Origin of the sequence: Kitasatospora sp. NPDC017646, from assembly GCF_044329365.1 — a bacterium.
Lineage (GTDB): Bacteria > Actinomycetota > Actinomycetes > Streptomycetales > Streptomycetaceae > Kitasatospora.
On sequence record NZ_JBIRJC010000001.1, the window covers coordinates 565,488 to 578,919 of the forward strand.

The 13,432-nt window shown below is 72.0% G+C and carries 15 protein-coding genes; 5 read left to right on the top strand and 10 right to left on the bottom strand.

Features of this window, described 5'->3' with window-relative positions; genetic code table 11:
- Positions 1 to 24 precede the first annotated feature (24 nt).
- A complete protein-coding gene (locus ACH4J0_RS02740) occupies positions 25 to 309 on the top strand; it encodes an SRPBCC domain-containing protein (RefSeq protein ID WP_396235873.1) in 285 nt (94 codons plus the stop codon).
- A gap of 22 nt (positions 310 to 331) precedes the next feature.
- Here ACH4J0_RS02740 and ACH4J0_RS02745 read toward each other — a convergent pair whose 3' ends face one another.
- Entirely contained in the window at positions 332 to 736 is a 405-nt protein-coding gene (locus ACH4J0_RS02745) for a RidA family protein (RefSeq protein ID WP_396235874.1), read from the bottom strand.
- A gap of 233 nt (positions 737 to 969) precedes the next feature.
- Between ACH4J0_RS02745 and ACH4J0_RS02750 the strand changes: the two genes are divergently transcribed.
- Positions 970 to 1,584 (top strand): C40 family peptidase, encoded by a 615-nt coding sequence (locus ACH4J0_RS02750; RefSeq protein WP_396235875.1) that lies wholly within the window; start codon positions 970 to 972, stop codon positions 1,582 to 1,584.
- A gap of 2 nt (positions 1,585 to 1,586) precedes the next feature.
- On the opposite strand, the gene ACH4J0_RS02755 is transcribed toward ACH4J0_RS02750, so the two are convergent.
- Positions 1,587 to 2,063: a MarR family winged helix-turn-helix transcriptional regulator gene (locus ACH4J0_RS02755; protein WP_396235876.1), complete on the bottom strand. Its 477-nt coding sequence runs from the start codon at positions 2,061 to 2,063 to the stop codon at positions 1,587 to 1,589.
- A 68-nt stretch (positions 2,064 to 2,131) separates the two neighbouring features.
- On the opposite strand from ACH4J0_RS02755, the gene ACH4J0_RS02760 reads away from it, so the two are divergent.
- Complete coding sequence (locus ACH4J0_RS02760) at positions 2,132 to 2,542, top strand: VOC family protein (protein WP_396235877.1); 411 nt, start codon at positions 2,132 to 2,134, stop codon at positions 2,540 to 2,542.
- Positions 2,543 to 2,618: 76 nt separating this feature from the next.
- Here the strand turns inward: ACH4J0_RS02760 and ACH4J0_RS02765 are convergent, their stop codons facing one another.
- The 5 genes from ACH4J0_RS02765 to ACH4J0_RS02785 all read right to left on the bottom strand — a co-directional run bounded on the left by ACH4J0_RS02765 (position 2,619) and on the right by ACH4J0_RS02785 (position 6,326).
- On the bottom strand, positions 2,619 to 2,801 hold the full coding sequence (locus ACH4J0_RS02765) for a hypothetical protein (RefSeq protein ID WP_396235878.1): 183 nt from the start codon (positions 2,799 to 2,801) through the stop codon (positions 2,619 to 2,621).
- A 129-nt stretch (positions 2,802 to 2,930) separates the two neighbouring features.
- Positions 2,931 to 4,190: a threonine--tRNA ligase gene (gene thrS, locus ACH4J0_RS02770; RefSeq protein WP_396235879.1), complete on the bottom strand. Its 1,260-nt coding sequence runs from the start codon at positions 4,188 to 4,190 to the stop codon at positions 2,931 to 2,933.
- A gap of 241 nt (positions 4,191 to 4,431) precedes the next feature.
- Positions 4,432 to 5,184, bottom strand: a complete 753-nt coding sequence (locus ACH4J0_RS02775; protein WP_396235880.1) for a leucine-rich repeat domain-containing protein — start codon at positions 5,182 to 5,184, stop codon at positions 4,432 to 4,434.
- Positions 5,185 to 5,251: 67 nt separating this feature from the next.
- Entirely contained in the window at positions 5,252 to 5,656 is a 405-nt protein-coding gene (locus tag ACH4J0_RS02780) for a hypothetical protein (protein WP_396235881.1), read from the bottom strand.
- A gap of 181 nt (positions 5,657 to 5,837) precedes the next feature.
- On the bottom strand, positions 5,838 to 6,326 hold the full coding sequence (locus ACH4J0_RS02785) for a carboxymuconolactone decarboxylase family protein (RefSeq protein ID WP_396235882.1): 489 nt from the start codon (positions 6,324 to 6,326) through the stop codon (positions 5,838 to 5,840).
- Between the two features lie 120 nt (positions 6,327 to 6,446).
- Between ACH4J0_RS02785 and ACH4J0_RS02790 the strand changes: the two genes are divergently transcribed.
- Positions 6,447 to 7,409 (top strand): pirin family protein, encoded by a 963-nt coding sequence (locus ACH4J0_RS02790; protein ID WP_396235883.1) that lies wholly within the window; start codon positions 6,447 to 6,449, stop codon positions 7,407 to 7,409.
- Between the two features lie 507 nt (positions 7,410 to 7,916).
- Here ACH4J0_RS02790 and ACH4J0_RS02795 read toward each other — a convergent pair.
- Complete coding sequence (locus tag ACH4J0_RS02795; RefSeq protein WP_396235884.1) at positions 7,917 to 9,512, bottom strand: hypothetical protein; 1,596 nt, start codon at positions 9,510 to 9,512, stop codon at positions 7,917 to 7,919.
- Positions 9,513 to 10,035: 523 nt separating this feature from the next.
- Here ACH4J0_RS02795 and ACH4J0_RS02800 point away from each other — a divergent pair.
- Positions 10,036 to 11,391, top strand: a complete 1,356-nt coding sequence (locus ACH4J0_RS02800; protein WP_396235885.1) for an IS1634 family transposase — start codon at positions 10,036 to 10,038, stop codon at positions 11,389 to 11,391.
- On the opposite strand, the gene ACH4J0_RS02805 is transcribed toward ACH4J0_RS02800, so the two are convergent.
- Complete coding sequence (locus ACH4J0_RS02805) at positions 11,343 to 11,606, bottom strand: hypothetical protein (protein ID WP_396235886.1); 264 nt, start codon at positions 11,604 to 11,606, stop codon at positions 11,343 to 11,345. The two genes, ACH4J0_RS02800 and ACH4J0_RS02805, sit on opposite strands and share 49 nt — an antisense overlap.
- Positions 11,607 to 11,972: 366 nt before the next feature.
- Entirely contained in the window at positions 11,973 to 13,325 is a 1,353-nt protein-coding gene (locus ACH4J0_RS02810; protein WP_396235887.1) for an Ig-like domain-containing protein, read from the bottom strand.
- Positions 13,326 to 13,432: the final 107 nt, after the last annotated feature.

A 13,432-nucleotide genomic window follows, 5' to 3' on the forward strand; every position in this document is an offset into this window, starting at 1 on the left:
ACCGGCGGCCACTACCGCTACTCCATGCGCCGCGAGGGCCAGGAGATCGCCGCCTTCTACGGCTCCTTCCACGAAGTCCGGCCGGCCACCCGGCTCGTCCAGACCTTCACCTTCGAGGGCGTGCCGGACGGAGTCTCGCTGGACACCGCCGTCTTCGAACCCGCCGGCGAGGGCCGCACCCGCGTCACCGTGCTGCCGGTGGTCGACAGCCTGGCGGCCCAGGACGCGATCCTGGCCAGCGGCATGGAGCACGGCGTGGTCCATGGCTACCGGAAGCTGGACGCCCTGCTCGCCGACGCGAACTCCTGAACGCCGGGACCCACCGGCGCCGTCAGGGCAGCACGGCCACGGCCTCCACCTCCACCAGCTGGTCCGGGTAGCCGAGCACCGTGACGCCGAGCAGCGTGCTGGGGGCGTCGTGCTCCCCCATGTGGTCCCGGTACACGTTCCAGACCTTCACCAGGTCCGCCCGATCGCTCGAGGCCACGTAGACGGTGGTCCGGACGATGTCCGTGAGCCCCGCGCCCGTGTCCTCCAGCACGGTTATCAGGTTACGCATGACCTGGTGCGCCTGACCCTCGTAGTCACCGACGGCGACCGTATGCCCCTCCGCGTCCAGCGGGCAGGCGCCGGCGAGCCAGAGCGAGCGGGCCGGGGCGTCGGCGACCGCCGCGTAGGCGTAGTCGACGGCCGGGGTCAGACGGGTGCTGCGGACCAGCTTGACGGCATTGCTCATCAGGGCCTCCGATGGATGGTGACCGAACGTTCGCGCCCATCGTTGGCCCCTCGCGAACGAGCGTCAAACCGTTTTCCGGGGAACTCCCGGCCCGGCCAAGGCGCGTGTGACCGCGATTCACCTGTGCGGGTGATGGCGGTCGGAGCCGCCGGACCGCGATCCTGGTGGCCGCCCACGCCAACAGGGCGACCACCACCGCGGTCAACGCCGCCACCAGCCCCGGGAGTCCACCCATGGAGCCCCAACCGCCCGGCCGCACCCAGGCCTCTGGAGTCCGACGCCGCCGCGTGCTCGGCCTCGCCCTCGGCGCGGGCCTCGTCCCGGCGCTCGCCCCCGCGGTCCAACCCGCCCACGCCGCACCCCCGTCCGAGCCCGCCGCCGCCCTGGGTCTGCGGGTCGCCGCCGTGGCCGCCGCGCAGATCGGCGTCCCGTACGCCTGGGGCGGCGGCGACCGGCTGGGGCCGGGCCTCGGCTTCTGCGACGCGGACAACGGCTACCTCAACGGTGTCTGCCTGGGCGAGAGCACGGTCGGCTTCGACTGCAGCGGCCTGTCCCTCTACTGCTGGTACCGCGCCAGCCACGGCACCGTCGAGCTCGGGCACTACACCGTCGCCCAGTTCAACCGCAGTGCGCCGGTCGAACGCGACGCCCTCGCCCCCGGCGACCTGCTGTTCTTCTCCCGGCCCGACGCCCCGCTGCACCACGTCGGCATCTACGCGGGCGACGGCGCGATGATCCACGCCGAGCGCACCGGCACGCTGGTCGCCCGGGTGGAGAAGGTGCTCGACCTCCCGCGCTGGGCGGGCGAGTTCGCGGGTGGCCGCCGCCCGGCACCGCCGGCCGCCTGACTTCAGACCGCCCCGCGCCGCTCCGCCATCCCCTCGTTCACCCGCCGCAGCAGCCCTTGCAGCACCCGCCGCTCCCCCTCGTCCAGCGGCGCCAGCACCTCGTCCTGCACCACCCGGGCCTGCGCCTCCAGTTCGGCCAGCAGCGCCCGCCCGGCCGCGGTGACGGAGACCGAGACCCGCCGCCGGTCCGCCTGGTCCCGACTGCGTTCGACGTACCCCGCCGCGCCCAGCTGGTCGGCGACCTTCGCGAGGTCGCTCGGGTCGATGCCCAGCCGCCGCACCAGGTCCCGCTGCGCCTGCGGCCCGAAGTCGGCGAGCGCCGCGAGCACCGCCATGTCCCAGAGCCGCAGGCCGCGTTCGGCCAGCTGCTCGCCGAGCCGGCCGCGCGCGGTCCGCCCGATCCGGGCGAGCAGGAAGGTGCTGAGGTCCATCAGGGTCGGCGGCAGTCCGTCGGACGGGGCGGGGGTCTCGGAGGCCATGGTGTCATTCTAGGGTCCTTCCCTATAGTGGGTTTCGACCCACTGTTTTCGATCCCAGGAGTTCGACCGTGGACGCCCTGTACCCGCGCCTGCTCGTCACCCGCTTCGCCGAGTGCTTCGACTTCTACCGCGCGGTCCTGCCCCCGCTCACCGGCGCCAACCTGGTCAAGGGCGCGCCCGAGGGCCCGTACGCCAACTGGGACGTCGAGGAGCAGGCCGTCCTGGTGCTCTACGACCGCGCCGCGATGGCCGCCGCCCTGGGCACCGACGGCCTGCCCAGCCGCCCCGCCGCCTCCGCCCAGGACGCCGCGATGCTGGTCCTCCGGGTCGGCGACGTGGACAAGGCGCTCGCCCTCTGCCTCGAACACGGCGGCGTCCTCGTCGCCCCGGCCACCGACCGCCCGGAGTGGGGCCCCACCCTGCGCAGTGCCCATCTGCGCGATCCCGAGGGCCACTTGATCGAGCTGCAGTCCTACTGACCGCCGGAGGTGCTCCCGAAGGTCAGGCCGGCCGCCGGGGGCCCACCCCCCCGGCGGCCGGCGGCGTCCGGGGCGCTCAGCTGCGGAAGACCCGCAGCTCGCGCATGGCGTCGTCGAAGTCCTGGTGCTCCTCCAGCAGCAGTGTCCGGTCGGCCGGCTGCTGCGCCGCGCGGGCGCGACGGTCGGCGCGGGCGAGCGCGTCGGCGCCCGGCGAGCAGTCGGTGAGGACGGGAGCGACGAACCTGCGCGGTCTGCGCACGGGTACCCCCGGAACCTTGGGGACAGCGGCGGCCTCGGACTCGGCCGCCGCGCCCACTCGACGGGCCGCCGTCGCCCCCGGCCCCACCGACACACCGCGCACCGCAGTAGTCGTACGTATGCTCCCGATTCACCGGGCGGAGGCCTCCCGCCACAGCTCGGCGCTGCAGTCCGCGACCAGCGCGCCGATCCGCGACCAGGCCTCCTCGGCGGGCACCGGTTCCAGCCGGCGGCCGTCCCGCAGCCGCAGCGCGACCCGGTCGTCCACGGCCTCCTTGGCGCCGATCACCGCCTGGTAGGGCACCAGCCGCGCCTCCCGGATCCGGGCGCCGAGGCTGCCGTGCTCGGGGCCGGCGACCTCGGCGCGCAGCCCGAGGTCCAGGCAGCGCTGCCGCAGCCGCTCGGCCTGCGGCAGCTCGGCGTCGGAGATGGGCAGCAGCACGACCTGGGCGGGGGCGAGCCAGGCCGGGAACGCCCCGCCGTACAGCTCGATCAGGTGGGCGACCACCCGCTCGACGCTGCCGATCACGCTGCGGTGCACCATCACCGGGCGGTGCTTGGCGCCGTCCGGGCCGATGTAGTGCAGGTTGAAGCGCTCCGGCTGGTGGAAGTCGATCTGCACGGTGGAGAGGGTGAACTCGCGCCCGGCGCCGTCGGCGATCTGCACGTCGATCTTGGGACCGTAGAACGCGGCCTCGCCCTCCGCCGCCTCGAACGGCACCCCGGAGCGCTCCAGCACGTCGGTCAGCAGCGCGGTGGCACGCTGCCAGAGTCCCGGATCGGCCACGTACTTGCCGCCCTCGCCGGGCAGCGAGAGCCGGTAACGGACCGGCACGACGCCGAGCGCGCGGTGGGCCTCGCGGATCAGCTCCAGGGCGGCGACGGCCTCGTCGGCGGCCTGCTCGGGGGTGCAGAAGACGTGCGCGTCGTTCAGCTGGATCGCCCGGACCCTGGTCAGCCCGCCGAGCACACCGGACAGCTCGGAGCGGTACATGCCGCCCAACTCGGCCATCCGCAGCGGTAGTTCCCGGTAGCTGTGCGGACGCGAGCGGAAGATCAGCGCGTGGTGCGGACACAGGCTCGGGCGGAGCACCATCTCCTCCGAGCCGAGCTCCATGGGTGGGAACATGTCGTCGCGGTAGTGGTCCCAGTGGCCGGAGATCTCGTACAGCTCGCGCTTGCCGAGCACCGGCGAGTAGACGTGGCGGTAACCTGCCCGGCGCTCGCGACCGCGGATGAACTCCTCCAGGGTGTGCCGGATCGCCGCGCCGTCGGGCAGCCAGTACGGCAGACCGGAGCCCATCAGCGGGTCGGTGTCGAACAGGTCCAGCTCGCGGCCGAGCTTGCGGTGGTCGTGCGGGGACTGGCCGTTCTTGAGCTGCTTGTTCATGGGTGGTCTCCACTCGGGATGCGCGGGCGAGTGGAGCCGGGAACGACGAAGCCCCGGGGCACTCGCCCCGGGGCTTCGGACTTGGTCAGCAGTCAGCGCGCCGGGACTTGTTCCGGCGTCGTGGTGACGAGTGCAGCGCGCTTCATGCGTTCCACGGTATCAGGTCTTCGCAGCCCGCGTTGATCTTCATGAGCAGCCACAGCGGGCAGCCTCACAGCGGCCAGGCTCACCACAGAACGTCCTACCGCAGAACGACGCAGCCGCGCTCGGCGAGCGCCTCCCGCACCCGGTCCGACACCTGTACGTCGTTCCAGCGCAGGTCGAGCTTCTCCAGTGCGGGCAGCGCGGCCGGGTCGGCCAGCCAGTCGGGCAGCTCGGCGATCTCGTTGCTGCGCAGGTCGATGCGGCGCAACCGCGGCAGCCGGGCAAGGACGACGGGGAGCTCCGCGAGGGCGTTCTCCCGCAGCTCCAGCTCGCGCAGTTCGGACAGCAGCCCGAAGGAGGCCGGCAGACTGGTCAACCGGTTGCCGCGCAACCAGAGTTCACGCAGCTCCCCGAGCGCGCCGATCGACTCCGGCAACGCGGTGAGCCGGTTGTGCTGGGCGCGCAGTTCGACCAGCTGGGCCATCTTCCCGAGGGAGGACGGGAGTTCGGTGAGCCGGTTCTCGCCGACGTTGAGGTAGCGCAGCTGGGTGAGCCGCCCGAGCGATTCGGGCAGGCTGGTCAGCTGGTTGTCGTGCAGGTAGAGGAAGTCCCGGAGCCAGGTGAGCCCGGTGAGTTCGGCGGGCACCTCGGTGAACAGGTTGTGGCCGAGGTCCAGAGTGCGCAGCCTCGACAACCTGCTGATTCCTGGTGGTAGTTCCGAGAGCGCACCTTCGGCGAGGATGAGCACGGTCAACTCGTTGCGGTCCCACACCGTGGTGAGCACCTCGGCGGCCCCCGGACCGAGCGGCTGGTGCCAGAGGTTGAGCGTCATGTCTGTCACGCCCGCCATTCTCCGCCTCCGCCGCCCCGTGGTCGGCGCGCACCGCCGCCGCGGCGCTCCCCGCCGGCGGACGGGGCTACCGGGCGGCCGGGTGGAACAGCCCGTCCACCACGCGGTGGAGCAGGTCCTCCGGGAACTCGGCGAGTTCGCCGCGGGCCTCCTCGGTGAGGCGCATGGCGGTGGCGCCCTCGTGGAGGATGACCAGCAGCCGGGCAAGGTCGCACGGACGGATCTCCGGGGCCTGGTCGGCGACGCCCGTCCCCGCGCGCCAGACCCCGTCCTGGTCCCTGACCTCGGCGATCGCCGCGCCCGCCCCGGCCCCGCCGCCTTCAGGGCCGCCACCCGGGCAGCGCCCCTGCCCTGGTCCGCGACAGTGGTGACCGGCGTTCGCCCGCCTTGCTCGACGGCGCTCGCCGAGGCGGCCGACGCGGCCGACGCCAGACAGACCACTGCCGCCGCCACCGCGGAAACCGTACGACACACCATGCGACCCCCTCGTCCACGGCGGGCCCGCGCCCGCCTCCGGACCAAAGCCTGGTCGCACGCCTGACACTCCGTCATCTTCCGGCGGTCCGTCATCTTCCAGCGGAAGGAACCGATCGCACTCCCACCAACGTAGGCACTACGCCGAACGGTGGATCCGAACGGCCGCCCCACCCGCCCTACACCCCCGGAATCGGGCGGACCGGATGCTTGCTCATGATGGACACCCGGTTGAAGGAGTTGATGGCGATCGCCACCCAGATCGCCGCCGAGATCTCCTCCTCGGTCAGCGCCTCACGCGCGAGCGCGTAGGCGGCCCGCTGCCCGGCCGCGTCCGCCGGGTCGGTGGTCGCCTCCGCCAGCGCCAGCGCCGCCCGCTCCCGAGCGGTGAACAGCTCGGTGTCCCGCCAGGCCGGGAGCACGCCCAGGCGCTGGGTGGACTCGCCCTCGCGCAGCGCGGCCCGGGTGTGCACGTTCAGGCAGTAGGCGCAGCCGTTGATCTGCGAGACCCGCAGGTTGACCAGCTCCACCAGCCGCCGGTCCAGCCCGGCCTCCGCCGCGACCGCCCGCGCCGCCTCGGCGGCCGCCAGCAGCGCCTTGTAGGCCTTGGGGCTCTGCTTGTCGATGAACACCCGCCGCTCCGCCGGAACCACCGTCACGTCACTCACCTGAACTCCTCGACTCCCACGGACACCATCGGCTCGCTGCCGTTCGTCACTCTGTCGTGCCATAATAGTTGAATCTGGAACTATTATGAACCGGGATCCACCATGGGAGGGACCACAGCCGTGAGCACCGCCGAGACCGAGCCGCACCCCGCCACCCGACCGCAGGAGCCGCAGGAGCCGTACGTCGAGGTCCTGTCCGCCCGGGACGTCCCGCTCGGCGGCCCGCGCGCGATGACCGTACGCCGCACCCTCCCACACGGCTCCCGGCGGCTCATCGGCGCCTGGTGCTTCGTCGACCACTACGGCCCCGACGACGTCGCCCTGACCGGCGGCATGGACGTCGCCCCGCACCCCCACACCGGCCTGCAGACCGTCAGCTGGCTCTTCACCGGCGAGATCGAGCACCGGGACAGCCTCGGCGTCCACGCCTTCGTCCGCCCGGGCGAGCTCAACCTGATGACCTCCGGCCACGGCATCTGCCACTCCGAGGTCTCCACCCCCGCGACCACCGTGCTGCACGGCGTCCAGCTCTGGGTCGTCCTGCCCGACGAACACCGCCACACCGCACGCGACTTCCACCACCACGCCCCCGAGCCCGTCGCCCTGGACGGCGGCGAGGCCCGCGTCTTCCTCGGCACCCTGGCCGGCCGCACCTCCCCCGTGCCGACCTTCACGCCGCTCCTCGGCGCCGAACTCACCCTCCACCCGCGCGCCACCGTCACCCTGGCCGTCGACCCCGCCTTCGAACACGGCGTCCTGGTCGACCGCGGCGAGGTCCGCCTCGCCGACACCACCCTCCACCGCGGCGACCTCGGCTACCTCGCCCCCGGCGCCACCGCCTTGACCGTCACCAACACCACCGACGCCCCCGCCCGCCTCGTCCTCCTCGGCGGCACGCCCTTCGAGGAGCAGATCATCATGTGGTGGAACTTCATCGCCCGAGACAGCAGCGAGATCGTACAAGCACGAGAAGACTGGGAGAAGGGGGTCCGCTTCGGCGAGGTGCAGGGGTACGACGGGGAGCGCCTGCCTGCTCCGGCGCTGCCGTCGACGCCGTTGAAGCCTCGAGGGAATGCGCGCTGACCCGGGGAAACGTGCGCGCGGCGGGCGCGATGACGCCGCGCGTGGCCAGCAGGGCGGCTACCGCCCAGAGCCAGAAGAGGTAGCGAGCACAGCCCCGTGCCGCACCAGCGAGCGGACATCGTGAGAGTTCAACCGTTCTCAGGTTTACGCGCGTACAGCAGGGTCTACTCGTACTGATGCTGACTTTTTGCTGACTTTCCTGATTGGCCGTCAGATATCGAGGGTCCGCCGCGATCGCGGCGGACCAGGCAGCGAGGCAGAATGGACAGACAACGCGGCTCCACGGGCAGGGCGTCTTGGTCGGCACCTGCTCCAACGGGGCCGCGTTGCTTGCGTTCCGCGCACTGCGGCGTACCTCGACCCTTGCCTTGCGCCCCGGCCGAAATCCTTAACTACCCGGCCTTGGGGGAACCTCATTCCGGCGGGTTCCTGGATGGTGGCGTGGAGGCGGTTGAACATGTTTGCCCGGAATCGCGCGGCCCGGGGAGTTGTAGTTATGATCCAACGTCAGTTCTTTGATGAAGCAGTGGGGTTGTTGCTCTCGGACGCGTTCCCGACCTCTCGGGTCACGATCGGCCACTCGTGGTTGTAGATGGGGAACGGCAGGTCCTTCTCCAGGAGCGGGGTGCCGAGGATGGCGATGCGGGCCATCACGGCTCCGTTCACGTCCAGACCGCCGTAGAGGCCGGCCTTGCCGTCGACGGTCGGCTTGGCGCCGCTGCTGTCGACGTTGACCGTGCCCTCCACCGCGGCCCGCAGGTACGGCTCGACGGTGGCCTTCACGCCCAGGGTGTCGTAGAGGGCGACCGAGCCGTCGGCGACCAGGCCGGTGCGGACGTTGGCACGGCCGGAGAACGTGGCCTTGACCGGGGAGATGGTGGTGGTGCCGGGGTCGGTGGCGGAGGTCCAGCCGCCCGCCTTGGTGTAGTTGGCGTGGATGCCCCATTGGCCGTCGAAGGACTGCGTGGTGTCGACGGTGACGGTGCCGTCGGCGGAGACCTCGGCGTAGACGCTGAGGTCAAGGACGATCACGACGGGCACCTGACCGACCATGGCCACGGGGGTGGCGGTGAGCTTGGCGATCGGGATCTTCACCGGACCGGTGGAGCCGCTGATGCCGGCGGTGACGTGCCAGTTGGCGTGCGCGCCGAGGTCGAAGCCGACCTTGGCCTGTTGGGGGCTGAGAATGCCGCCTTGGTAGGTGAAGTCGACGCTCGGGTCGAGTTCGAGCGAGCCGGCGAGGGTGGCCTTGGCTCCGCCCGGCAGGGGGACGCTGTCATTCACGTCCAGTTTGAGCGCGGCCGAGGCGGCGCCGTCGCCGCCGTGAGGGTTCGGGACGTAGGAGGCCTTGAAGTCCTTGAGCTGTGGCGTGACCTTGATGTTGTGCGGGTCGAGCGCAGTGCGGATCTTGGCCCGGGTCTGGCCGAGCAGTTCGGAGATGGTGGCCGGGCGAGTGCTGACCGCCACCTTCCCATCTGCGGTCGGCTGGACGTCGGTGATCGCCAGCAGCGCGCCGCGCGGCGCGGCGGCGGACGGCGGGCTGTCGATCAGCTGACCGGTGCGGACGGCGGCGGTGGCCGCGGCCGTGGCTGCCGGACTGGGGGTGCCGGCGGCGGTGTCGGCGGCGGCGAGGACGGCTTTGCCGGTCTGCTGGTTGTAGGAGGCCAGCTTGAGGTCCGGGGTGTCGGCCGCAGCGGGCTGCCCCGACGGGGACGGGTCGGCCTTCGGGCCCGCGGCGACCGAGGTGGCCGAGGTGGCCGAGGTGGCCGAGGTGGCCGGGGTGGCCGGGGTGGCCGGGGTGGCCGGGGTGGCCGGGGTGGCCGGGGCGACCAGGGTCACCTTCGGGGTCTGCGTGGAGGCCGGCGTGGTGCCTGGCAGGCCTGCGGTGGCCGGGGCGGCCGGGGCGGCCGGTGTCACCTTCGGGGTACCCGTGGGAGCCGGCGTGATGTCTGGCAGGCTCACGACGGTCGGGGCGGGTGCGGCCTGAGCGGCAGCGGCTGTGGGATCGACTGGAGGGGCTGCCGGCGTCGTCGGGTCGCAAGCGTAGAGCGTGAGCAGGGCGGATGCGGCGAGCGCGGGCAGCGCGAGGGTGCGTATGGACAAGCTGATGGCCACTTTCGGCGTGATGGTCGGGAAGGCAGAACAGGGCTGACCCTGTGACATGCTACTGACAAGAAGTCAGTAATTGCTAACAGACATTCAAGCGATGGTCAAAAATCCCCGAATGAGGAGCGAGGCCTCCTCCGAGGTGACAGCCGCCACCTCGGTCGAGGGCTCCGCCGGATCGGCGGGGGCAGGCTTCCGGGCCAGGAGGCGAAGCCCGCGGAAAGGGCAGGCTTCCACCCGGCGTCGACCCACCGCGTCGCGACGCGCTGCACTGAGGCCGGCGGGCAGTGCTGCCGAGCTGCCGACAAGGACGGATAGTGACCCCCGGCTTCGACAGTTGGCGGGCACACGTCCGGGTCTGATCGGGTGTCATCGCTGGTGAGCGGGCTGCGAGTGGTCTAGAGCGCGTTGGTGGGCGGATATGTGCAATCCCGGTCTTCGACTGCTGCGACCTGGGTGGATGCGGCATTCTGCGGGCATGTACGTGCGGAAGATTTAGCGCCGGAACAAGGACGGCAGCGTGGTTCGCTATGTGCAGCTGGCCACCAACTGCCGCGCTGACGGCACCACGAAGGCCGAGGTACTGCTGAACGTGGGCCGGGAGGACCGGCTCGACCTGGACTCCCTTCGCCGACTGGTCGCCTCCCTCAACCGCTACCTCGGCGACGGTGGCGAGGACGCCGCCGCGCCGCTCGCCGTGAGCGAGGACGGCCCGCTCGGGGTGGCCGCGTCCCGGGCGATCGGCGCGACCTGGCTGCTGGACGGCTTGTGGAAGCTGTTGGGCATCGACACCGCCCTGGGCAAGGTGCTGGACGCACGTCACTTCCGCACCGACGTGGAACGCGCGCTGTTCGCCCTGGTCGCCAACCGCGCCATCGCCCCCGACTCCAAGCGGGCCGCCGTCGACTGGGCGACCTCGGACGTGGTGATCCCCGCAGCGGGCGAGGTCGCCGAGCAGCACGCCTACCGGGCGATGGACCTGCTCGTGGACGACAACACGCAGGCCGCGGTGCAGGAAGCGGTGTTCTTCGCCGCCGCGAACCTGCTCGACCTGGAGGTCGACGTCGTCTTCTTCGATACCACCAGCACCTACTTCGAACGCGACACCCCCGACCCGGACGGCTCGCTTCGCCGGTTCGGGCACTCCAAGGACCACCGCCCCGACCTGCCGCAGATCGTCATCGGGCTCGCGGTCACCCGCGAGGGCATCCCGGTCCGCTGCTGGGCCTGGCCCGGCTCCACGAACGACCAGACCGTGATCGAGCAGGTCCGCGCCGACATGCACGCCTGGCGCCTGGGCCGGGTGGTCACCGTCGTCGACTCCGGCTTCAGCTCCGAGGCGAACCTGGCCTGCCTGACCCGCGCCGGCGGCCACTACATCGCCGGCATCAAGATGCGCGACGGCTCCGCCAAGGCCGCCGAAGCCCTCGCCCGCCAGGGCCGCTACCAGCACGTGCGCGACAACCTGCGAGTCAAGGAAGTCCGCCTGGCCTCCGACCCCACCCGTCGGTGGATCATCTGCCATAACCCGGCAGAAGCCGAACGCGACGCCACCCGCCGCACCGAGCAACTCGCCGCGATCGAAAACGAGTTGGCACGGATCAAGACCGCCCGCGAGCAGGACGCGGCCCGAGCCCGAGCACGTGCTGCCAAGGTGAAGGGAGGGGTATGTGACGCCTATGCGGTCCCCACGCAGACGGACAACTCCAACACGGTGCAGTTCGACAACCAGCTTGAGGACGCGCAGTCCTGCACCGCGAGCGGCGAGAGTTCCTTCACCGTGGAGAACACCGGCAGCGCGGGGACGTTCCTCCGGTACGCGGCCGTCTACGGTTCGAAGATCTTGACCTTCCTCACGGACCTGTTCAAGGCATGACCCCTCTTCTGGGGCGGTCCGCCGGTTCGAGCGGTCAGTGCCTCGGACAGCACAGGGATCTTGCCGCGCATGCTGCCCAGCGCGAGCGCGGACAGCACCTGCGGGTCGCGTTCGCCGGCCTCCAGGGCCTCCAGCATGGCCCGCGCCGACTTGCCCAGCACGTCGGAGACGACCACCGACAACTTGATCCCGGAGTCCTCCAGGAACTTCTCCAAACGCTGGGCCGGTCGGGTGTTGGTCTCCGACGAGGGTCCGGGCGCTGTGCGACCGGGCGGTGACCTTGCTTCGGCGGGGCCGGGTGCTACTGCCGGGTGTCACGCAGGGGGCCCGGCTGGCCTGGGGTCCGCGCGGGCGAGCAGGCGCTGATCCACTCCGTAGTGGCCGCCCCGCGACCAAGGGGCACCGGCCGCTTGGGGGACCCGCTCTCCGAAAGGTACTGCTGAGCGGGCGACCCGATGGCCAGCCAGGGGAATTGCCGTCACGTGGCGCCAGGGACTGCATCCCGCGCCCGGAACGGGGGCGCGGGATACGTCGGCGCCGGTTCCAGCGAGGCACCGACCTGGCGTCGGTTCAGCTGTTGTTCAGTCTTTCCAACAGTCGTCGCCCTTGCCGGCGGGCAGGGCCGAGTCCCATTCGTGGCACTTCTTCTTGACGGTCTGGATGAGCGTCTCGGGGGTTCCGCAGTTGGACTGGTAGTTGTCGTCACCCGAGTAGGTGGCGGTGATGACGTGGGTGCCGGCGGCCAGGGTGTTGAGCGTGAGCATGGCGACGGCGCACTGGTTGGCGCCGGGGGTCAGCGTCGCGGTGCCCAGGAGGGTGCCGTCGGAGGCGAAGGTGACGGTACCGGTGGGGGTCGGTGCGCCGGTGCCGTTGGGGGACGGGCAGACGGTGTCCTTCAGGGTGACCGGCTTGCCCTCCTTGGAAGGGTTCGACTTGGAGGTCAGTGTGGTGGCGACGTTGGCCTTGGGCAGGGTGTAGGTGAGGATGACGACGCCGTTGCCGGTGTTCGCGCCGGTGGTGAAGGTGCTGCCGGCCGGTGCGGCACTCGACCCGCCGCCACCGCCACCGGCACCGGCACCGGCACCGGCACCGGTGCCGAACGATCCGCCGCCACCACCGCCGCCGTACACGCCGCCACCACCACCTGCGCCGGGGTACCCTCTGCCGCCGGTGCCGCCGGTGCCGCCGGTGCCGAGCGCGCCCGCGGTCCCAGGGCCCTCGCCGCCGCTGGCGGCGCCGCCGGCGCCGGGTGTGGTGGGAGTCGCCCCGCCGCCCCCGCCACCGCCGTCGGTGACGCTGGTTCCGTCGACGCCCGACTGGCCGCCCGCGCCGCCCGCGCTGTCCCCGCCTCCGCCGCCTCCCCCGGCTCCGCCGCCGGCCGTCACCAGCCGCGAGGCCAGGTCGAACGCGCCCGAGCGGATGTCCGAGGCCCCACCGCCACCGCCACCGGCGTGGCCGCCCGTGTCGGTAGCCGGTCCGCCGTTGCCGCCGCCGTTGAATCCGCCGGTTCCCGGTGTATCGCCGCCGGGGCCTCTCAGGGTCGCGTCGCCGCCCACCCCGCCGACATCGACCTGCAGTACCTGCCCGGGGGTGACGGCCAGCGTGCCCGTCACCTCGGCCCCGGCCGCGCCCGCCCCGCCGAAAGCCGCCTTGACGTCGAAGCCCACCTGGGTCACCCCGGCCGCCACCGTGAACGAATCCGCCGCCCCCGTGTAGCCGAACGTGCAGGTGACCAGGTTGCCGGTCTGCACGCAGGAACCGGCCGCGGCGGCCGGCGTCGCGAGGGCCGGGACGAGCGCGAACGACATCCCCAGGGACAGGGTGCAGGCGGTGGCCAGCAGCCGCTGTCGCCGACGGGCACCCCTGGGCCGGGGAAGGGCCATCGGCTCGCCCTGCGCCTCGCGCGTGCGGCCAGGGCTGCGTGGAACGATCACGTGCGGTTCCTCCTTGTGCCGCCGGATCCCTCGTCCCGGCCCTCTGCGAGAAGCAGGCCGGACGGCAGCGAGCCGTGGCTCGACGATGTGATTCCGCGGATGGGAAC

Excerpts from the sequence above, each read along its gene's own strand:
- ACH4J0_RS02740 (WP_396235873.1), top strand. The coding sequence starts at position 25 with ATGCGCCGCGAGGGCCAGGAGATCGCCGCCTTCTACGGCTCCTTCCAC.
- thrS (WP_396235879.1), bottom strand. The coding sequence starts at position 4,190 with ATGAACAAGCAGCTCAAGAACGGCCAGTCCCCGCACGACCACCGCAAG.
- ACH4J0_RS02745 (WP_396235874.1), bottom strand. The coding sequence starts at position 736 with ATGAGCAATGCCGTCAAGCTGGTCCGCAGCACCCGTCTGACCCCGGCC.
- ACH4J0_RS02750 (WP_396235875.1), top strand. The coding sequence starts at position 970 with ATGGAGCCCCAACCGCCCGGCCGCACCCAGGCCTCTGGAGTCCGACGC.
- ACH4J0_RS02775 (WP_396235880.1), bottom strand. The coding sequence starts at position 5,184 with ATGGCGGGCGTGACAGACATGACGCTCAACCTCTGGCACCAGCCGCTC.
- ACH4J0_RS02755 (WP_396235876.1), bottom strand. The coding sequence starts at position 2,063 with ATGGCCTCCGAGACCCCCGCCCCGTCCGACGGACTGCCGCCGACCCTG.